Source organism: Gordonia sp. DT101, from assembly GCF_049844895.1.
Lineage (GTDB): Bacteria > Actinomycetota > Actinomycetes > Mycobacteriales > Mycobacteriaceae > Gordonia.
In genome coordinates this window covers 68,317-88,846 of sequence record NZ_JBNCLX010000010.1, presented here as the reverse complement: position 1 = coordinate 88,846, position 20,530 = coordinate 68,317, and the positions used below count along the sequence as shown (strand labels likewise).

The 20,530-nt window shown below is 66.6% G+C and carries 16 protein-coding genes and 1 pseudogene; 5 read left to right on the top strand and 12 right to left on the bottom strand.

The genetic code is table 11. The features are described 5' to 3' along the window. The first annotated feature begins 203 nt into the window (after positions 1-203). Positions 204-2,444, top strand: a complete 2,241-nt coding sequence (locus ACLQ3I_RS23105) for an MMPL family transporter (protein ID WP_425805127.1) — start codon at positions 204-206, stop codon at positions 2,442-2,444. A gap of 183 nt (positions 2,445-2,627) precedes the next feature. Here the strand turns inward: ACLQ3I_RS23105 and ACLQ3I_RS23100 are convergent, their stop codons facing one another. Beyond that, complete coding sequence (locus ACLQ3I_RS23100) at positions 2,628-3,248, bottom strand: LysE/ArgO family amino acid transporter (RefSeq protein ID WP_425805124.1); 621 nt, start codon at positions 3,246-3,248, stop codon at positions 2,628-2,630. 80 nt (positions 3,249-3,328) lie between these two features. Here ACLQ3I_RS23100 and ACLQ3I_RS23095 point away from each other — a divergent pair, with 80 nt between their 5' ends. After that, on the top strand, positions 3,329-4,246 hold the full coding sequence (locus tag ACLQ3I_RS23095; RefSeq protein ID WP_425805122.1) for a LysR family transcriptional regulator ArgP: 918 nt from the start codon (positions 3,329-3,331) through the stop codon (positions 4,244-4,246). On the opposite strand, the gene ACLQ3I_RS23090 is transcribed toward ACLQ3I_RS23095, so the two are convergent. The 3 genes from ACLQ3I_RS23090 to ACLQ3I_RS23080 are packed head-to-tail and all read right to left on the bottom strand — an operon-like array spanning position 4,239 to position 8,078. After that, positions 4,239-5,558: an MFS transporter gene (locus ACLQ3I_RS23090; protein ID WP_425794572.1), complete on the bottom strand. Its 1,320-nt coding sequence runs from the start codon at positions 5,556-5,558 to the stop codon at positions 4,239-4,241. The two genes, ACLQ3I_RS23095 and ACLQ3I_RS23090, sit on opposite strands and share 8 nt — an antisense overlap. Positions 5,559-5,602: 44 nt before the next feature. Next, positions 5,603-7,087, bottom strand: coding sequence for a flavin-containing monooxygenase (locus tag ACLQ3I_RS23085; RefSeq protein ID WP_425805119.1), 1,485 nt, complete (start codon positions 7,085-7,087; stop codon positions 5,603-5,605). Positions 7,088-7,121: 34 nt separating this feature from the next. Then, the gene (locus ACLQ3I_RS23080; protein ID WP_425805116.1) at positions 7,122-8,078 is read right to left on the bottom strand and encodes a Ku protein; all 957 of its coding nucleotides are present in this window, start codon (positions 8,076-8,078) and stop codon (positions 7,122-7,124) included. A 51-nt stretch (positions 8,079-8,129) separates the two neighbouring features. On the opposite strand from ACLQ3I_RS23080, the gene ACLQ3I_RS23075 reads away from it, so the two are divergent. Further along, positions 8,130-10,502, top strand: a complete 2,373-nt coding sequence (locus tag ACLQ3I_RS23075; protein ID WP_425805114.1) for an ATP-dependent DNA ligase — start codon at positions 8,130-8,132, stop codon at positions 10,500-10,502. Between the two features lie 30 nt (positions 10,503-10,532). Further along, complete coding sequence (locus ACLQ3I_RS23070) at positions 10,533-11,288, top strand: dienelactone hydrolase family protein (protein ID WP_425805112.1); 756 nt, start codon at positions 10,533-10,535, stop codon at positions 11,286-11,288. Positions 11,289-11,337: 49 nt separating this feature from the next. Here ACLQ3I_RS23070 and ACLQ3I_RS23065 read toward each other — a convergent pair whose 3' ends face one another. Further along, entirely contained in the window at positions 11,338-12,192 is an 855-nt protein-coding gene (locus ACLQ3I_RS23065) for an SDR family NAD(P)-dependent oxidoreductase (RefSeq protein WP_425805109.1), read from the bottom strand. Positions 12,193-12,340: 148 nt separating this feature from the next. On the opposite strand from ACLQ3I_RS23065, the gene ACLQ3I_RS23060 reads away from it, so the two are divergent. Further along, the gene (locus tag ACLQ3I_RS23060) at positions 12,341-13,099 is read left to right on the top strand and encodes a metallophosphoesterase (protein WP_425805107.1); all 759 of its coding nucleotides are present in this window, start codon (positions 12,341-12,343) and stop codon (positions 13,097-13,099) included. Between the two features lie 121 nt (positions 13,100-13,220). On the opposite strand, the pseudogene ACLQ3I_RS23055 reads toward ACLQ3I_RS23060, so the two are convergent. The 7 genes and pseudogenes from ACLQ3I_RS23055 to ACLQ3I_RS23025 all read right to left on the bottom strand — a co-directional run. After that, positions 13,221-13,835: pseudogene (locus tag ACLQ3I_RS23055) on the bottom strand (carbonic anhydrase); the annotation flags it as partial. A gap of 136 nt (positions 13,836-13,971) precedes the next feature. Then, complete coding sequence (locus tag ACLQ3I_RS23050) at positions 13,972-14,982, bottom strand: YdcF family protein (protein WP_425805104.1); 1,011 nt, start codon at positions 14,980-14,982, stop codon at positions 13,972-13,974. Positions 14,983-15,140: 158 nt separating this feature from the next. Next, positions 15,141-15,569 carry a DoxX family protein gene (locus ACLQ3I_RS23045; protein WP_425805101.1) on the bottom strand — a complete coding sequence of 143 codons (429 nt, stop codon included), beginning with the start codon at positions 15,567-15,569 and terminating at the stop codon, positions 15,141-15,143. A 218-nt stretch (positions 15,570-15,787) separates the two neighbouring features. Continuing rightward, positions 15,788-17,284, bottom strand: coding sequence for an NAD(P)(+) transhydrogenase (Re/Si-specific) subunit beta (locus ACLQ3I_RS23040; RefSeq protein ID WP_425794657.1), 1,497 nt, complete (start codon positions 17,282-17,284; stop codon positions 15,788-15,790). Between the two features lie 26 nt (positions 17,285-17,310). Next, a complete protein-coding gene (locus tag ACLQ3I_RS23035) occupies positions 17,311-17,616 on the bottom strand; it encodes an NAD(P) transhydrogenase subunit alpha (RefSeq protein ID WP_425794582.1) in 306 nt (101 codons plus the stop codon). Beyond that, entirely contained in the window at positions 17,616-18,698 is a 1,083-nt protein-coding gene (locus ACLQ3I_RS23030; RefSeq protein WP_425805098.1) for a Re/Si-specific NAD(P)(+) transhydrogenase subunit alpha, read from the bottom strand. The genes ACLQ3I_RS23035 and ACLQ3I_RS23030 overlap by 1 nt, the downstream gene beginning before the upstream one ends. Positions 18,699-18,927: 229 nt before the next feature. Then, a complete protein-coding gene (locus ACLQ3I_RS23025; RefSeq protein ID WP_425805096.1) occupies positions 18,928-20,496 on the bottom strand; it encodes a hypothetical protein in 1,569 nt (522 codons plus the stop codon). Positions 20,497-20,530: the final 34 nt, after the last annotated feature.

Below are 20,530 nucleotides of genomic sequence, written 5' to 3'. Positions count from 1 at the left end.
CCGCCCTCACCGCCGACCACAACACCCGCACACAACCCGACACTCAAGCAGCCGCTTGACATAGGAGCTATGAGTAGACGACGAGCGCAGCGAGGAGTCGTATCGAGACCCCACTCACACCGACTGCAACGGATCCCGATCACGGTCGGCACTCCACGCTCCGCGCCCGATACGCTGGCTGTCACATCGATTGGGAGGTCGCCGTGGCGTTGTGGTTGTACCGGCTCGGGCGTTTCACGTTCCGGCACAAATGGTGGTTCGTCGGAGCCTGGCTCGCGGTGATCATCGCCCTCGGCGCGATCGTCAGCGCGGTCGCACCCAAGTTCTCCACCGATTTCGAGCTGCCCGGCACCGACTCGGACCGTGCGATGTCGGTGATGAAGTCCGATTTCCCCGCGATCAACGAACAGCAGCTCAAGGCGTCGACCAGCATCCTGGTGGCCGCCGACGACGGGCTCGCCAACCACACCCAGCAGATCGACGCGCTGGTCGCCAAGGCCCGGACCCTGCCGAAGGTCGTGGAACCGGAGACCGTGGTCAACCCGGTGACCGCTGCGCAGGAGAACCCCGCGATGGCCTCGGCCGTCCTCGGCGACAACGGCAAGGTCGGCCTGATCCAGATCCGTCAGGACATCCCCCAGCAGGACCTGACCGGTGAGGACATGCAGCAGTTCGAGGATCTGTTGGCCGAGTTCCGTGGCGACGGACTCCAGGTCGAGGGCACCGGTTCGCTGATGCAGGTGTTCGAGCAGGGCGGCGTGTCCGAGCTGCTGGGCTTCGCGGTCGCGTTCGTGATCATGATCGTCGCGTTCGGCGCGCTGATCGCCGCGTTCATCCCGATCGTCACCGGCATCATGGGCGTGGGGATCACCATTCTGCTGGTCACGTTGAGCGCCAAGATCATCGACGTCCAGCAGAGCGCGACCACGATCATCACCATGCTCGGCATCGCCGTGTCGATCGACTACGCGCTGTTCATCGTGTCCCGGTATCGATCCGAGCTGAATCTCGGCGGCAGTCGCGAGGCCGCGGTCGGACGGGCGGTGGGCACCGCGGGTTCGGCCGTCGTGTTCGCGGGCCTGACGGTGATGATCGCGGTCGCCGCGCTCGCCGTGGTCGGGATCCCGTTCATCACCCAGATGGGTGTCGCCGCGGCCGTGGCCGTCCTCGTCGCGGTGTTGGGCGCGATCACCCTCATCCCTGCGCTCCTCGGTGCCTTCGGGCGATTCGCGTTCAAGCCCCGCATCCCGGGTATCCGGCACGGCGACGAGCCCGACTCGCAGCCGTCGAACGGTTTGCGGTTCGCGCGGTTCGTCACCCGCTACCCGCTACCGGTGGCCATCGTCGGTCTCGTCCTCCTGGCCGTCGCCGCGATCCCGATGACCAAGATGGACCTCGGGATGGAGTCGACCACCGACAGCGAATACGCCGCCACCCAGCTGCTCAATCGAGGCTTCGGCGAGGGCGTGAACGGCCCCCTCCTGGTGGTCGTCAGCGACGCCGACGGCGGTGACGTGGCACCCGCGGCGACGGCGGCCGTCGAGAAGATGAAGACCCTCGACAACGTCGCCAATCCGGCCCAGATCACCTGGATCGGCAATGGCACCGACCCGGCGAATCCGCAGGCGGGCGCGACCGCGGCACTCATCTCCGTCACCCCGCAGCAGTCGCCGAGCGGTCCACAGACCCACGAATTGATGGAACAGATCCGTGACTACGGCGCGACCTCGCCCGACGGCGCCACCGTCAACGTCGGCGGACAGACCGCGATCATGTCGGACATCTCATCGAAGCTCAGTTCGGCACTGATCCCGTTCCTGATCGTCGTGGTCGGGTTGGCCTTCATCATCCTGACCATCGTGTTCCGGTCGTTGCTGGTCCCGCTGATCGCGACCATCGGGTTCCTGTTCTCGGTGTGCGCAACGTTCGGTGCGACGGTGGCGATCTTCCAGGAGGGCGACTTCGGCCTGATCGACCACACCAAACCGATCATCTCCTTCCTGCCGATCTTCCTGGTGGGCGTGGTGTTCGGCCTGGCGATGGACTATCAGGTGTTCCTGGTGACCCGAATGCGCGAGGAATACGTACACGGCGTCTCGGCCAAGGATTCCGTCATCGTCGGGTATCAGCACGGCGCCCGGGTGGTCGCGTCGGCGGCGGTCATCATGATCTCCGTGTTCGCGGCGTTCATGCTGGCTCCGGACACGATCGCGAAGATGATGGGCTTCGCGCTCGCGGCCGCGGTCTTCTTCGACGCCTTCATCATCCGGATGGCCGTGGTGCCTGCGGTCATCACGCTGCTCGGCGACACCGCGTGGAAGCTCCCCCGCTGGCTCGACCGCATCCTGCCCAACGTCGACGTCGAGGGATCCGCCATCCGCGAGATCCCGATCGAGACCCAGGTGGATCCGGATCTCTGGGAGCCCGAGCCGGCGAAGGTGTGACGGCCCACCTCGCCTCGGACGCCGCCCGATCCCTGAGGAGCGAGCCCGCGAGCGTCACCCGATCCCTGAGGAGCGAGCCTGCGAGCGTCACGAAGGGCCGCCCTTCGTGACGACCCCTCCGCGGGCTCCGGGTCTCTCAGGCTCCGGGTCTCCTCAGAGATCGAATCCCGGAAGGCCGCGTCCTCACACCGACGCGATCAGCATCGCCCCCATCGCGAGCATCACGACCGCGACGACCGCGTCGAGCACCCGCCACGATCTCGGTGACGCGAAGTGGCGGGCAAGCCTCGTGGCGCCCCCGCCGAGCGACGCGAACCACAGCAGGCTTGCGAGGCAGGCGCCGATGGCGAACGCCCACTTGGCATTTCCGTGGCTGTTCGCGATGGCCCCCATGGTGAGCACCGTGTCCAGGTAGACGTGCGGGTTGAGCCACGTGAGGGCCAGCGTCATCCCGACCGCCGCCCACCGGCTCACATTGTTCGCCTCGCCGGCATTGGTCACGATGGCCTCGCTGCTCCGCAGACACCGGCGCGCCGCCATCAGGCCGAGCACGACAACATATCCGCCACCGACGATCTTCGCGATCGTCACCACCGCCGGGTGAGTGGCGACCAGTGCGCCGAGCCCGGCGACGCCCGCGAGGATCAGCACCACGTCGGAGATCGCGCACACCGCGACGACCGGGATCACATGCGAGCGGGCCACGCCCTGCCGGATGACGAAGACATTCTGGGGCCCGATCGCGATGATCAGCCCGGCGCCGGTCAGCAAACCGGCGACGGCGGCAAGGACATACGTGCTCATGGCAACGACGGTAAAGACACATGCCACGACAATCCAGCGAATGTTTTTCACGAATCATTCACAGAACTTATGATTACCCGATGGAGATCAGCCAAGAAGGCCTGCAGACCCTCGCCGCGGTTCTCCGTGAGGGCACCTTCGACGCCGCGGCGACATCACTGCACATCACCCCGTCGGCGGTCAGCCAGCGGATCAAGGCCCTCGAGACCTCGGTCGGAAGGGTGGTCCTGCGCCGCACCAAGCCGGCCACCGCCACGCCCGACGGCGAGCTACTCGTCCGCCTCGCCAAGCAATGGGAGCTGCTGCGCGAGGAGACCCGCTCCGAACTGATGGGCAGTGGCACGGCCGATCAAGACTCCGCCCGCGTCCATCTCCCGATCGCCGCGAACGCGGACTCGCTGGCAACGTGGTTCCTCCCGGTTCTCGCGCGAATGCATCACGAGCACCCGGTCGCCATCGAGGTGGTGCGCGACGACGAGAGCCAGAACACCCGGTTCCTGCGGTCGGGAGAAGTGCTCGCCGCCATCACCTCCGACCCGCTCGGCATCCGCGGCTGCACCACCCGGGCACTCGGGTCCATGCGCTATCTGCCAGTCGCCACACCGGATTACGTGGCCCGCTGGCTCCCCGACGGCCCGACAGCCGCCGCGTTGTCCCGAGCCCCGATGGTGCTGTTCGACCGCAACGATTACATCCAGCGGGACGTGCTGACAACTCTTGCCGCGCAGCCAGTCTCGCCACCGATCAGCTATATCCCGGCCTCCACCGAGTTCCACCTCGCGGTGGAACTCGGTGTCGGCTGGGGTGCGGTACCGGAGGTACAGATCGCCGACGCGCTCGGCGCGGGGCGGGTGATCCCCATCGTCGACCACCACGTCGACATCCCGCTCTTCTGGCAGTATTGGAAACTCAGTTCGCCGATCCTCGACGCCCTGACCGACCTCACCGTCGCGGCGGCAGCCGAGCATCTCGTACCGCCGCCGGACCGGCTCAGGTGAGGACCTTGGGATTGTCGGTCACCTGAATCCGCAACGGATGGTCGATCTCGTCGCGCCACAGACGCGCCGCGAGGTAGAAGCACGCCGCGACCGGCACCGGCAGCAGACCGGCGACCACAAAGGTGGCGGTCAACCCGATCGCGTGACTGACCGGCGCGGCGATCGCCATCGACACGGGCATCAACGCAACCGACACGAAGAAGTCGAGGCTCGCGACCCGCCCGAGGAGCGCCGGTGGGACCCTGCGCTGTAACAGCGTGCCCCACAAGACCATCGGGCCGTCGAACAGCACGCCCATCAGGAGCCCGGCGGCCACGAACATCCACGTCCGGTCGGCGAAGCCCATGATCACCAGTGGCACGCTCGAGAAGCCCCAGATCGAGAACATCACCGTCAGATACCGTCGCGGCATCGGGATCGAAGCGAACACCAGCGACGACAATGCCGCACCGACGCCGAACGCCGCGAGCACCAACGAGTGGTCACCGGCGCCGCCGTGCACACGTTCCCGCAAGGCGAACGGCACCAGCACCTCGATCGGCCCCATGGTGGCGAGCACGAGGATGCAGGCGAAAAACAGGGTTGCCCACAACCACGGGGTGCGCCACATGTAAGCGAAGCCCTCGGCGATGTCGGTGACCACCGACCGGAACGGGTGCACCGTGATCGCGGCGGGTTCGCGCCGCACCCGGACCGGATCCATGGCGACATAGAACAGCGACGACGCCGCGCTCGCGACGCCCGCCAGCACGATCGAGGCGGCAGGTGAAGCGATCGAGATGACCCCGCCCGCCACCATCGGACCGAACGCCTGGAAGACCACCGGACGCAGAAAACCCTCGATCCCGTTGGCGGCCTGCAACTGTTCCGCCTCCACGATGCTGGGCAGCAACGCAGAGTATGCGGGGTAGTACATGCCCATGGTGACGCCGCCGACGAACGCCGCGACGATCAGGAAGGGCTGATTCAACACACCGAGCATCGCGGCGACACCCACGACGCCGAACGCCAGCAGCTTCACGATCTCCAGCGCGATCATGATGCGCCGCTGGGAGACCCGGTCGGCGAGGACTCCGCCGGCGAGGGTCGACACCACCATGCCGAGCGCAGCCACGCCGGTGACGGCCGAGAGTTGCCCCGGTCCGCCGCCCATACCGATGACCTGCCACACCACACCGACGGTCCACACGCCGTCGGCGAACATGGCCAGCACCAGACCGAGGACGAGTAACCGGTACTGCCGCAGCGCGAACGGTCTCAGCGTTGCGGGCAAACGACGGTCGGCCACGTGCCGATCGGAACCGGTGCTCACGTATCGAGCTTGCCGGATGATCACCGCCTCCGGCCAGCGATTATTCAGGCCGGACGCACGCCTACCCGAGGTTCGACCGTCCCGAACACCATCGCCTCGGTCACGTCGTACCGTCGCGCGTCGATGGCGTCGAGGACCAGATTGTGCCGGACGCGCCACGGTCGCTCCGACGACGCCTTGGGCAGCAGAGTCGCGGCCCGTCGTACGTATCCCGAGTCGAGGGCGAGCAGCAGTTCCTCCGGGAGGACCGCCGACCCGACCGTCGGATATGCGTGCGTGTACCCGTGCTCGTCCATGTGCGCGATCAGGTCCGCGAAGGCCTGGCTGGTCAGATCGACCCGAAGGGTCCACGACGCATTGGTGTAGCCGACCGACCAGGCCATGTTCGGGACGTCGTTGAGCATGTATCCGCGGTAGGCGAACTTGTCGTGCGGCTTGAACTCATGGCCGTCGATGCTCAGCGTCGCGCCGCCGAAGGCGATCAGTGCGAGTCCGGTGGCGGTGACGACGATGTCGGCGTCGAGTTCGCGGCCGGAGACGAGTCGGATTCCGCCCGAGACGAATCGATCGATCTGGTCGGTCACCACGTCGGCGTCCCCGTGGCGGATGGTGCGGTAGAAATCGCCGTCGGGGATGATGCACAACCGCTCGTCCCATGGCTCGTAGCGGGGCCGGAAGTGGGTGTCGACGTCGTAGCCCTTCGGCAGCGACCGGATCGCGATCTGGCGGAGGGTGCCGCGCGAGAGCTTCGGGAAGGCGCGGCAATAGAGGTAGAAGGCCAAGGTACCCAGCGCATTTCGCCACCGGATGAGGTGATGCGACCACGTCTTCGGGAGTGTCCGCCGCAGCACTCTGGTCATCGGATCCTGCCACGGGAGCGGCAACATGAAGGTGGGCGACCGCTGCAGCATCGTCACCTCGCCCGCGGATTCCGCCATGGCGGGGATCAGGGTCACCGCGGTGGCACCGCTGCCGATCACCACCACTTTCTTCCCCGCGTAATCGAGGTCCTCCGGCCAGAACTGCGGGTGCACGACGGTGCCGGAGAAGTCGGCCATGCCGGGGAAGTCCGGCAGGTACCCCTCGTCGTAGCGGTAATACCCGGTGCACATGTACAGGAATCGTGCGACGTAGGTCCGACGGGTCCCGGCGACCTCGGTGGTCACGGTCCAGAGATCCGTGTCGCTGTCGAAATCGGCTGCGGTGACCGACACCTCGAAGTCGATGTGCCGGTCGATCCCGAACTCGCGTGCGGTGTCCTCGAGGTAGTCGCGGATCTCGTCGCCCTCGGCGATGGTTCGGTCCTCGGGCCAGGGGCGGAACGGAAAGCTCAGGCTGAAGATGTCGGAATCCGACCGGACGCCGGGATAGCGAAAGAGGTCCCACGTCCCACCGATCCGGCTGCGCTGCTCGACGATCCGGTAACGCAGACCCGGGTTGCGTTCGGTGATCCGGAAGGCGGCGTCGATGCCCGACAGACCCGCGCCGACGATCAGCACGTCGAGCTGTTCGGATTCCCCGGTCACCACACCATCACTCCATCCGCCCGTCGCGACCACCGCACTAGGCCGACTTCTTCGCCGCCGCCTTCTTGGCCGGGGCCTTCTTGGCAGCGGTCTTCTTCGCGGCCGCCTTCTTCGCCGGGGCCTTCTTGGCCGGGGCCTTCTTGGCAGCCGCCTTCTTGGCCGGGGTCGACTTCTTCGCGTCGTCGTCCGACGACGAGTTCTCGGAGGCGCCCTTGTCCTTCACCGACGCGCGCAGCGCCGCCAGCAGGTCGGCCACCTCGGAGTCCTCGTCCGCCGAGGATTCTTCCTCGCTTTCCGGGAATGCCTCGGCGCCTTCGGATTTTGCTTCGACGAGTTTCGACAGCTCGACCTGATAGGTGTCCTCGAACTCGGCGGGGTCGAAGTCCTTGGCCATCGTCTCGATGAGCGACGCGGCCATCTCGAGTTCCTGTGGGCGGATCTCGGGTTCGTCTCCGAGGAAGTCGAAATCGGCGGCGCGGACCTCGTCCGGCCACAACAATGTCTGGAGGGTCATGACGCCGTCGACCACACGCAGGGCCGCGAGCCGCGTCCGGTTGCGCAGAGTGAAATTGGCGATGGCAAGACGGTCCGTCTTCTGCAGTGCCTGGGCCAGCAACGCGTAGGCCTTCGGGGACTTCGACGCGGGCTCGAGATAGTAGGGCTTGTCGAAGTAGATCGGATCGACCTGGTCGATCGGGACGAATTCGAGGATGGAGATCTCGGGACTCTTCTGCACCGGCAGCATCCCCAGATCCTCTTTGGTGAGGATCACGGTCTCCCCGGAGTCGGTCTCGTACGCGTTCGCGATGTCGGAGTAATCGACCTCGGTGTCCGTCCCCTCGCGGACGCGGCGATACCGGATCCGTGTGCCGTCCTTGGAGTCGACCTGATACGACTTCCGGTCGTGACTTTCCGTGGCCGAGTAGACCTTGACCGGAACGTTCACCAGGCCAAAGCTCAGATCGCCCTTCCAGATCGAGCGCATGGGGTTCATTGTGCCACCGGTTGCCCGAATCCTCGGCCCGGAATGTGGACAATGGTTGACATGGCGGGCGGTGAGAGTCTCGAGGTCGACGGTCGTCGCATCCCGATCACCAACCTCGAGAAGGTGCTCTATCCGGAGACCGGTACCCGGAAGTTCGAGGTCATCGACTATTACTCGCGCATCGCCGACGTCATGCTCCCGCACCTCGCCGGCCGCCCGATCACCCGCAAACGCTGGCCGAACGGCGTGGAATCGATGCCGTTCTTCGAGAAGGATCTCCCGGTGTCGGCGCCGGATTGGCTCGAGCGATTCGGCGAACAGCACAGCAAACGGGTGATCACCTACCCCCTCGCATCCTCGCAGGCCGACCTCGTGTGGTTCGGCCAGATGGCCGCGCTGGAATTGCACACGCCGCAGTGGCGTGTGCCGGCCTCCGACGGAACCGCGCCGAAAGCCGACCGTCTCGTCCTCGATCTCGATCCCGGGCCCGACGTCCCGCTCTCGCAGTGTGCTGAGGTGGCACTGATGATCCGCGACATGCTGTCGGCGGCCGAGCTGACCGCGTTCCCGGTGACGAGCGGCGGCAAGGGGCTGCACCTGTACGCACGGTTCGACCGCCCCGTCGCGCCGGACGCGGCCCGGACGGTCGCCAAGCAGATCGCCACCAGTCTGGCCGCCGCGCATCCCGACTCGATCACCGCGACGATGTCCAAGTCGATCCGGGCCGGCAAGGTCTTCATCGACTGGAGTCAGAACAGCGGCTCGAAGACGACGTTGGCGCCGTACTCGATGCGCGGTCGGGAACAGCCATGGGTGGCCGCACCCCGCTCTTGGGACGAGCTCGGCGACCCCGACATCGGCCAGCTGTTGTTCCACGAGGTACTCGAAAGAGTTGCCACCGACGGCGATCTGCTGCTCGACCTCGACGACGCACACGACTCCGATTCCGAAGAGCTCGACACCGACGCCGTCGTCGCGGCGGCCGCCACAACTGCCCCCGTCTCGAATCCTGTTGTCAGCCTTGGCGAGTATCGCCGTAAGCGGGATGCGGACAAGACACCCGAGCCGTTCGGCGACGAGGCGCACGGTGAACGTGGCGACGAGGAGACTTCGGCCGATCCGATCTTCGTCATCCAGGAGCATCATGCGCGCCGCCTGCACTACGACTTCCGGCTCGAGCGTGACGGCGTGATGGTCTCGTGGGCGGTCCCGAAGAACCTGCCCGACGACCCGGGTCAGAACCGTCTCGCGGTGCACACCGAGGACCACCCGATGGATTACGCCGACTTCGAGGGAGACATCCCGCACGGCGAGTACGGCGGCGGGCACGTGGAGATCTGGGACCGCGGCACCTACGAGACCGAGAAGTGGCGTGAGAACGAGGTGATCGTCCGGCTGCACGGTGAACGGCTCCAGGGTCGCTACGCGCTCATCAAGACGGGCGACAAGAACTGGCTCGCCCACCTGATGAGCGATGAGCCGCGGCCGATCCTGCCGGACAGTCTCAAGGATCCACGACCCATGCTGGCCACCGACGAGTCGATCGACAACCTCGACGGACGCGACTGGGCGTTCGAGGGGAAGTGGGACGGCTACCGAATCCTCTTGCGCTACATCGACGGCGACTTCCGACTGACGTCGCGGTCGGGTATCGACATGACCGCCGACTTCCCCCGACTGCGCTCCATCGCCGACGATCTCGGGCTCATCGACGTCGTCCTCGACGGCGAGGTGGTGGCCCTCGATGCGAGCGGTCGGACCAACTTCACGCTGCTCGCAGCGCGCAACACCACCGACGAGGACCTCACCGTCAAGCTCTACATCTTCGACGTGCTCTACCTGAACGGCACGTCGCTCCTGCGTCGGCCGTGGTCACAACGACGTGAGCTGCTCGAGGAGCTCGCCCCGGCCTTCGCGCACTCGCCCTATGCCCAGGTCCCGCCATTGCTCGACGGGCCGGGGCGCGCCGCGGTGGAGCACAGCCGCGAACAGGGGTACGAGGGTGTCGTCGCGAAGCGGCGGACCTCCACGTATCAGCAGGGCCGGCGCACCACGCAATGGCGCAAGCACAAGAACTGGAGCGACATCGAGGTCGTGATCGGCGGATACCGGCCCGGCCGCGGGAACCGGTCGGACACCATCGGGTCGCTACTGCTCGGACTGCCCGAGGAAACCGGGCTGCGATACGTCGGACGGGTCGGCACCGGCTTCACCGACGCCCAACTCCGTTCCCTCGCCGAAGAACTCGAGCCGTTGCAGATCAAGACCTGCCCATTCGTCGACAAGCTGGACCGTCCGGTCGCGTCGAGCGCGGTGTGGGTGTTGCCGAAGATCGTCGGTGAGGTCCGGTTCATGGACTGGACCTCCACCGGTCACCTGCGCCACCCCAGCTGGCGCGGCATCCGCCGTGACAAGCTACCCGGAGACCTCTGAGACCTGTCCGCCGTGGAAAGGAAGAAACCTGTGCCGAACGAGATGATCACGATCTCCACACCGGATGGCGTGGCCGACGCCTATGTCACGCGTCCCGACAACGCTTCGGGTCCGCTGCCGGGTGTGCTGTTCGCCATCGACGCCATCGGGCTGCGCCCGCAGACCAAACAGATGGCCGATCGGATCGCGTCATGGGGATATGTCGTGTTGGCGCCCAATGTCTTCTATCGCTCGGGTGCCGCCACCGATCTCGAGCCGAGCGCCGACCTCAGCGATCCGACGAGCCGCGCAGACTTCTTCAAGGAGGTGATGCCGCGGGTGCGGGCACTCACCGATGACCTCTCCGCGCCTGATCTGTCCGCCTACCTCGACACGCTGCGTGGGTTCGACGATGTCTCCGACGGCGACGTGGGGATCACCGGTTACTGCATGGGCGGACGCCTCGCGCTGCTGGCCGCGGCCACCCGCCCAGACGTGGTGGGCGCGATCGGCATGTTCCATACCGGCGGTCTCGTCACCGACGACGACAGCAGTCCGCATCGGCGGCTGCCCGACGTCCGCGCCGATGTGCTGGCCATCCACGCCGACGAGGACCAGTCGCTGCCACCGGAGGCCGTCGCCGCGTTCGAGCACGCCCTCACCTCATGTGGCGTCACGCATTCGGCGACCGTGTATCCGGGTGCCCAGCACGGCTACACGATGGCCGACACGGCGATCTACCACCACGAGGCCGCCGAGAAGCACTTCGCGGAACTGCACAAGCTGTTCGGACGCGCTCTCCACTGACCGCACACGCGCACGCCCAGCGGGCGCCGAATCCCGTCGAGCGTGCGCACTACAGGTGTTGCCGCTCCCGCTGCTGAGCGACGAACTTCGTCGACAGCTTCTGCATCAGTCCTGGCGCGACACGCGAGAAGCGCCACGCCATCCGGGCCTGCGCGGGCACCACCAGCAGCGGCCGGTTGCGCTCGACGGCGTCGAGGGCCTCGGTCGCGAGCCGGTCGGCGTCGTATGCGGTCCGCACTCCCTGCCCGGACAGGTAGAAGGTCCGGCCGGTGAATCCGCCGACACCGGGGGCATCGAGCAGCGGCGTCTCCACCGCGGCCGGGCAGAGCGCCAGCACGCCGACACCATGTACCGCGGCTTCCGACCGCAGCGCCAGCGACAGGCCGACGACCGCGTGTTTGGTCATCACGTAGCTGGTGAGCAATCCGGCAGCAGTGAGCCCGCCCATCGACGCCGTGTTCACGATGTGGCCGGACTGCTGACGGATCATGTGCGGATAAGCGGCCGCCACACCGTGGACCACACCGCGGATGTTCACGTCGATGATCGCGTTCCATTGGTCTGCGGTGAGCAGTTCGGTGTTGCCGCCGAGGGCCATGCCGGCGTTGTTGAACATGAGGTCGATGCGGCCCGTCGACGCCACCACCTCGTCCACCAGGGCTCGGACCGCATCACCGTCGGTGACGTCGAGGTGCGCGGCGCGGGCCGAGCCGGGTGCCGAACGCAGGCCCTCGACGACCCGTTGCGCCGCGTCGACATCGCGATCGGTACACACCACGTCGGCGCCGGCGGCGACGAGCGCTCTGGTGAGTGCCGCCCCGATGCCGGACCCGCCGCCGGTCACCACCGCGGTCGCACCCGCAAATCGAGTCGTGTCCCGGACCCCGCCACCTCGTCGTCTCATCCGCCGACTCTCATCTGCCCGGCGACAACTGTCAACACCCCGCTGCGCGCGGTCGACCGGGCGGGGCGCGCAGGGGATCCGGGGCCTTGTCGCGCCGTCCGTGGCCGATGTGACTAGCCTCAGGTGAGTCCGTCATCGAGGAGCGCGTGTGTTCGTCGTCGCCCACATCAGCGACCTGCATTTCAACGGCACGCGGTACAACCGCAGCCGCATCGAATCGACGCTTGGCTACATCAATGCCCGCGCCGACGGCCTCGACGCGCTCCTGGTGACCGGCGACATCACCGACGAGGGCAGCGAGTCCGAGTACCGCGAGGCCTATGGCGTCCTCTACAGCCCGCTGCCGATGCTCATCACCGCAGGCAATCACGACAAGCGGGAGGGCTTCAACGCCCACCTGATGGGCCGGCAGACCGACGAGCCGGTCAACCAGGCAGCACTGATCGGCGGCGTGCTGTTCGTGGTCTGCGACAGTTCCATCCCCGACCGCAACGACGGCCACCTCCCCGACGACACACTCGCCTGGATGTCCGCCGAAGTCGCGGCCGCAGGCCCGACGACGCCTGTGCTGATCGCTTTCCACCACCCACCAACCACGTTGGGGATGCCGTTCATGGACTCCATCCGGCAGACCGGCGAAGAGCGGCTGGCTGCGATGGTCGACCAGCACCCGAACATCGTTGCCTTTCTCTGCGGCCACGCCCACACCCCGTCGGTGACGACGTTCGCCGGCCGGCCGCTGGCGATCGCGCCCGGCGCGGCGTCCACCCTCAACCTGCCCTTCGAGGGCACCGAGATCGTCAATCGCGGTCAGCCGCCGGGTATCGCGTTCCACTTCCTGGACGGCCTCGGCGGCCCGCCCGCCGACTGGCGGCTGATCACGCACTTCCGTTCGGTGATGTTCTGAGCCTTGGGGGTGAGCGACTGTCCGCGTCACACACCCCGACTCGCTGAATCCACCTTGATACCGAACAATTGTGATGTCACCGAGTCGAGGTGGCGCGCGTTCCGCGGAACGCGCGGGACGATCAGGGCAGCAACGTCTCCGCACGCGCATCGGTGCCCGCGAGCCGGATCTCGATGCCGGTGACCTCGAAGACCTGCGCGGTCGGGATGTCGAAGAACAGCCCGACGACGCGCAACCGCCCGTCGGCGGCCGCACGACCGACGACGGCGTCGCGCATCAGGTTCTCCACCTGCTTGGCCACATTGACCACGGCGAGCTGGTCGACCTCGGGGAAGCCCGCCTCGGCGGCGGCCCGGCCGGCCGGGTGGCCCCGGCGGTAGGCTGCCAGGCTGGGGATGGCGTGGCCGAGCCAGGAACCGATCTTGCCGTCGCCCGCGTCGGCACCGGCGAGCATCGCCTTCATCGCGCCGCACGACGAATGACCGCAGACCACAACCGAACTCACCCCGATCTCACCGATGGCGAACTCGAGTGCGGCGGCCACCGACGTGTCCGTGGACCCGTCACCGGGGACCAGGTTGCCGACGTTCCGGACGGTGAACAGGTCACCGGGGCCACTCGCGGTGATGATGTTCGGCATCAGCCGCGAATCGGAGCAGGTCAGGAAGAGCGAGTCCGGGTCCTGACTGTGGGTGACATCGGCAGTGGCAGCTCGCAGGAGACCGGGGCGCGCCCTGCTTTCGTCGCGCCGATGAATCCTGTGAGACCGGCCAAGACTGCGGTGACGATGTGGGTCAGTTCACCCGGCGGTCCCACACCTGTGAATCATGCGTTGTTGCCTATGTTTTCGACGACGATCGCGAACCGATCGCTCAATTGGTCTCCGACGACCCCGTCCCGAGCAGGGTCTCGAGCAGCTTTCCGCCGAACTCGGTGATCAGTCCCGGCCCGGTGTCGGGGAGGTTCTGCGGCAGCGGCAGACCCAGTTGTCGGGTGGCCGGGATCTTCGCCGTGCGCGTCGCCTCGAGCCGAATACCCTTCTGCTGATCGCGGGTCAGCGGTGTGGCGTACTTGGCCAGATCGGTCGCGGTGGTCACCGTCGCCGCGGTCCGAAGTCCGGCCGCGGCGAAATCTGCTGCACCGCGGCGGATGTGGTTGGGCGAGGTGACGAGGATGACGTTGCTGATGCCCTGCCCGCGCAGGATCTCCGCGGTGTTCTGCGCGTTGGCGACCGTGGATCCGGACTTGCCCTCCTCGGTGATCCGGGCCGCGTCGACCCCGTTGGCGACCAACCACTTCTTCATCGCCGCGGCCTCGGTGACGCCGGCCTTGGGGACGCCGCCGGTCACGACGATCGGTGCGGTGGAGGTGGTCTCGGCCTGAGACTTGCCTGCGGTCACCCGCCGGACCAGTTCGGGTGCCATCTTGCCGTCACGGTTGAGCCCGAACCCGAGGACGACGATCGCCGCCCGGCCGGCAACGGTCTTGGGCGTGGTGTCGGGGACGATCTGCGCAGCCGCCGCGACCCCGGCGTTGATGTTGCGGGCCGCTGTCGCCAGAGTCGGATTGACCCCACCGAGCCGCGAGAGGGCGGCTTGTCGCGTGGCGGCGTCTCCGGCCTGATCTGACCAGATGGCCTGCAGAGCAAGAGCGTCCGGGTCTACCGGAATGATCGCAAGGGCCTGCTTGATCGCATCGAGGCCGCCCGGCACGTCGCCCGCGGCGAACTTCTGCTGCGCCGAATTGTAGAGGGTGGCCGGGTCGACGCTGGTCGCCGCGGGCGCGACCGATCGCTCCGATACGACGGGCATCGTGCCGGCGGCAACACCACCGATGCCCGCGAAGGCGATCACCGCCAGTGCGGCAGCACGACGTCGAGTCACTCTGGTCCCTTTTGTCACTTGCGCAACAGTAGGACGTCCGTGCAACACCCAGGCACCCGTGGCATCCCAGATCGGTAACGTCGTCCAGTGCCCGCTCACTCATTTCGTTCCCGCTCACCCGGGAGGATGAGCGGGAACGAAGTGGGTGAGCGCCAGACTCAGCGTCGCAACCCGACGACCTTCAGCAGTTCCGGGCGACGCAGGACCAGTCCCACCCACATCAGCACGCCGAGGTAGACGGCGAACAGGGTGGTGCTGACGAGCGGCGACTCGACCCGCATGTTGGCGGTGACCGCGCCGCCGAGATAGGCGGTGATGCCGAGCGCGCCGAGCACCGCGGTGCGTGGGATCGCGTACGCCACAAGGCAGATCAGCAGGACGGTACCCATGACGTAGGCCTGTTCGATCGGGAATCCGAGCTTGGCGGTGCCCTCGACGACGGCCTCGGGTTGCGTCAGCTTGCCGACGACGTCGAAGGCGAGGAAGGCGACGATCACGACGCTGATGACGACGCCCACGATCTGTCGCACGCTACGGGTGCCGGCGATCTCGCGGGTGGCGGACGGGGTTGCGGTTGCGGTGGCCATGACGGGCTCCTCGGGTGGCGGTGTGGTGGTGTTGTGCTGAGATAGACACCGCCCCTGCGGAAAACTCATCGGCCGCCGAGCGCCGTTCCCCAGCGACGTTCCCCAGCCACCCAGAAACGGTCAATCCACCTTGGTTCAGAACCAAGGTGGATTGACCAATTGCGTGTGCTTGCAGCGCGAGTGTTACAGCGCGGGTGTGTTTACAGCGCTGGGTATGTTTACAGCGCCTTGAGTTCCTCGATCACGCTGTCGACGCTCTTCTTGGCGTCGCCGAACAGCATGCTCGTGCCGTCGCCGTAGAACAGCGGGTTCTCGATACCGGCGTAGCCCGAGCTCATCGATCGCTTGAGCACGATGACCGAACGGGCCTCGTCGACGTTGAGGATCGGCATGCCGTGGATCGGCGAACTCGGGTCGTTGCGGGCGGCCGGGTTGGTGACGTCGTTGGCGCCGATGACGATGGCGACGTCGGTGCGGTTGAACTCACCGTTGATGTCGTCCATCTCCTTCATCGCGTCATAGGCGACGTCGGCCTCGGCCAGCAGCACGTTCATGTGGCCCGGCATACGACCGGCAACCGGATGGATCGCGTACTTGACCTCGACGCCCTTGCCCTCGAGCAGCGCCGCCATCTCCTTGACCGCGTGCTGCGCCTGCGCGACGGCAAGTCCGTAGCCGGGCACCACGATCACCTGGTTGGCGTAGGCCATCTGGATCGCGGCATCCGCGGCCGAGGTGGCCTTGACCGTGCCGCCGGCATCTCCTGCGGCACCCGCCGGTCCGGCATCGCCACCACCGAACGAGCCGAAGATGATCGCCGGGATGGACCGGTTCATCGCCTTGGCCATCAGGTTGGTGAGGATGGAACCCGACGCGCCGACGATCATGCCGGCCACGATCATCGCCTGGTTGTTGAGGGCCAGACCCGCGGCCGCAGCCGACAGACCGGTCAACGCGTTGAGCAGCGAGATGACCACCGGCATATCGGCGCCGCCGATCGGGAACACCACGAACAGGCCCATCAGCCCGGCGATCACCAGCAGCAGCACGATCCAGAACCACGGCGTCGCCGACGTGGAGTCCGCGCTGACACCGATGTAGACGGCGATCGCGACCGCCGCAATGGCCAGCACGATGTTGGCGAGCTGGAAGCCCTTGGCCGCCTTGACCAACGACTTCTCGAAGTTCTTGTTCAGCAGTTCCTGCAGCTTGGCGAACGCGACCAGCGAACCCCAGAACGACACGGAACCGATGATCGCCGCGAACAGCGACCCGACGATGACGTGTACGTCCGGGGTCTCGCCGACCGCGGTGAACCCGTCGGTCTCGATGTACTCCGCCCATGCGATCAACGCGACGGTGCCACCACCGACACCGTTGAACAGCGCGACCAGCTGCGGCATCGCGGTCATCTTCGTCTTGAGCGCCGGCGGGATGCCCAGCACCACACCGACGATCAGACCCACCACGATGAGTACCCAGTTGACGGTCGGCACCCCGGCATCGCCGGCGTTGTTGTAGACGCCCAGCAGGGTCGCGATGATCGCGATCCCCATACCGGTCGCCGCGATCCAGTTGCCGCGCACCGCGGTCTTGGGTCCGGTCAGACCCATCAGGCCGTAGATGAACAGCGAGAACGCGACGATGTAGAGGACGGTGACCCCGTAGCCGAGGCCCTCGGACACCTGGCCCGACGATTCCACCGCGAGGTTCAGACTCGTTGCCTGCAGGACAGGGGCGCTCACTTGGCGGCCTCCTTCTTACCCTTGAACATGCCGAGCATGCGGTCGGTGACGGCGAAGCCGCCGACCACGTTGAGCGTTCCGAACACCAGCGCGACGAACGCGATGATGCGGACACCCCAGTTGGCGTCGGCGGGCAACGAGCCCAGGACCACCAGGGCACCGAGCACGACGATGCCGTGAATGGCGTTGGTGCCCGACATCAGCGGCGTGTGCAAGGTGTTGGGGACCTTGGAGATGACGGCGAAACCCACGAATCCGGCCAGCACCAGGATCGCGATGTTCGCGAGAAGTTCGTTGTACATCAGGCCTTTACCTCCTCTCGCGTGACGCACGCTCCCGCGAGCACCTCGTCGTCGAAATCCGGTGCGAAACCGCCGTTGTCGTCGAGCATCAACTCGATCAGCGCAAGCAGGTTCTTCGAATACAGCTCGCTGGCGTGCTCGGGCATCGTGGCCGGCAGATTCAGTGGCGAGGTGATGGTCACGTCGTGCTTGACCACGGTCTCGCCCGGTTCGGTCAGCTCGCAGTTGCCGCCGGCCTCGCCGGCCAGATCGACCACCACGCTGCCGGCCTTCATACCTTCCACCGCGGCGGCAGTGACCAGCCGCGGTGCGGGACGCCCCGGCACCAACGCGGTCGTGATGACCACGTCGAAACTCTTGATCGCATCCTCGAGGGCCTGCTGCTGCTTGGCACGTTCGTCATCGGTGAGCTCACGGGCGTATCCGCCCTCACCGGCGGCGTCGATACCGAGATCGAGCCACTGCGCACCGACCGACCGCACCTGCTCAGCCACCTCCGGACGCACGTCGTACCCCGTGGTGCGACCGCCGAGGCGTTTGGCCGTGGCCAATGCCTGCAGCCCCGCGACGCCCACACCGAGCACCAGCACCGTGGCCGGTTTCACCGTGCCCGCCGCCGTCGTCATCATCGGGAAGTACCGGGTGGACAGATCGGCCGCCACGACGACCGCCTTGTACCCCGAGACGTTGGCCTGCGAGCTCAGCGCATCCATCACCTGCGCACGCGAGATACGCGGGATCGCCTCGACCGCATATGCCTCCACACCAGCAGATTTGAGCGCACCGATCTGGTTGTCGACGTTGCGCGGCGCGAGGAAGCCGATCAGCTTCTGCCCGCTGCGCAATCTACCGATCTCGTCATCCGACGGCGGCGCAACCCGCACCACCACATCCGCCGAATACGGATCGCCGATGGTGGCACCCGCCTCGACATAATGATCGTCGGGGATCAATGCCCCCAGACCGGCACCCGATTCGACGATCACCGAGACACCCTTACCGACCAACGAGCCGACCACCTTGGGGACCAACGCCACTCGGCGTTCGCCCGCGGCAGACTCGCGCACGACACCCACACTCATAGTTCTCACCCTGTCTGGTTCGCACCGGGCAGACCGGACCCCCCGCAGTCGATGCCCACACCACGAGACCGTGCCGGACCGCGATGTACCGGGGGCAGTGCATTGTCACCCGGCTCACAAAAACGTGCGACGAACATAGCATGACCTCACCTGATGGGGGCGACGCAGTCAGATTGGTCACTCACCTATTGACGAACACGCTACCCATCGGAATGGACACTTGTCCAGGCTACTGTCCAGCCGAGCTCGAGTTCGAGGACGCACCACCCGAGGTGCCGGACCCCGACTCCGAGTCCGTCGAGCCGCTCGATGGTTCGTCGTCCGATGAGGTGTCGTCCGATGAGGTGTCGTCGGATGAGGTGTCATCCGACATATCCGAGGTCTTGCCAGAGTGATCGTCTGCCTCGTCGGCGGTCGATTCGGACCGCGTGGCCTCGGTCTCCGGTCCCGACCCCGTCTCGGGCTCGGCCGTCTCGGGCTCAGCCGTCTCGGGCTCGGACACCTCCGGCGCCTCGGACCCTGTCGCCGCCGGTGACCCGGTATCCGGTGTGGCCGTATCCGGTGCGGTCGGAACCGCGGAAGCCGACTCTGCCGTCGTCTCCGTTGTTTTGACAGTCTCGGTTGTTTTGACAGTCTCGGTTGTCGCGGCAGTCTCGGTTGTCGCGGCAGTCTCGGTTGTCGCCGTGGACGAACCGGTCGCGCCCGCCGCGCGCTTGTCCAGCACATCGGGATCGGTTGCGGGGACCGTCCAGCCGAGCTTCTCGTAGATCTGTTCCTGGAGTTCCCGGGGCGTCGGAATCGCGTGGCCGCCGATCTCGGCCTGCTCTCCCGGCATCGGGACGGGGATCAGGGTGTTCAGCGCCTCGTCGAACTCCTTGGGTACGTCGATGCCGACGTCGCGCAGCATCATCCCCCACGGGTTGCCGCCGCCGTCGCCCTTGAGCACCACGTAGGTGGTGTTGCCGACCGTCTTCGGTTCTCCGACGACGGTGTAGTCGTTGACGTGGCTCTCCAGGAACGCGTGCGTATAGAAGCCCGGGATCAGGTAGAAGAAGGTGCCGATCGGGTCGGCGAACGGATTGCCCACCCCGCACGTGGCATCACCTTGGACGCAGTAGGAGATGACCTTGATGTCGCCGGTGTCGGCCGGATCCCGATCGCCATTGGTGTACATCCCGTCGATGAAGCTGGGGACGACGTTCTCCACGCCGGTGTTGGGGAATCGCGAGTCCGCACCGACCACCACGGCGACATTCTCGTCGGGGATGGCGCCCTCGACCCCGTTGACGTAGTCCTTGTGCAGTTCGTAGGCGATGTTCATCGCCACCGGACCGCTCTGGGAGTAGCCGTTGACGATGACCGTGCCCTGTTGCCTTTGTGTCTCCCAGGCCGCGTAGGCGTCCTGGACGCCGGTCGCAGTCCCTTTGTCGACCGACTCGTTGAACGTACCGACGCCCGCGAGGTCGATCTGAAGACCGAAGATCTTGAGGCCGAAGGCCGCCGGGTAGTCGACGGTGGTGATGTCCGGGTGATAGTCGGTGTCGTCGGGCGAATCGTAGAACCCGATCCCTGCGGTGCGGGCCATCTGATCGGAGCCGTCGTAGTCGGTGGTGCCCGGGACCAGGATCACCGAGGCGTTCTCGCCGAGGCTGGGCGGCAACCAATCCGGCTTCTTGCGGGTGAGTTCCTGGTCGCCGATCGAGACCGGCGGATCGATGTCGGGGAACTGGATGCCCCCGATCCCCAGTGCGTGGGCGGACCCGGGCTGGAAGCCAGGTTGGAGAAACAGACCGACCATGAGAAATACGGTCAGCGACAACAGAACTCGGCGC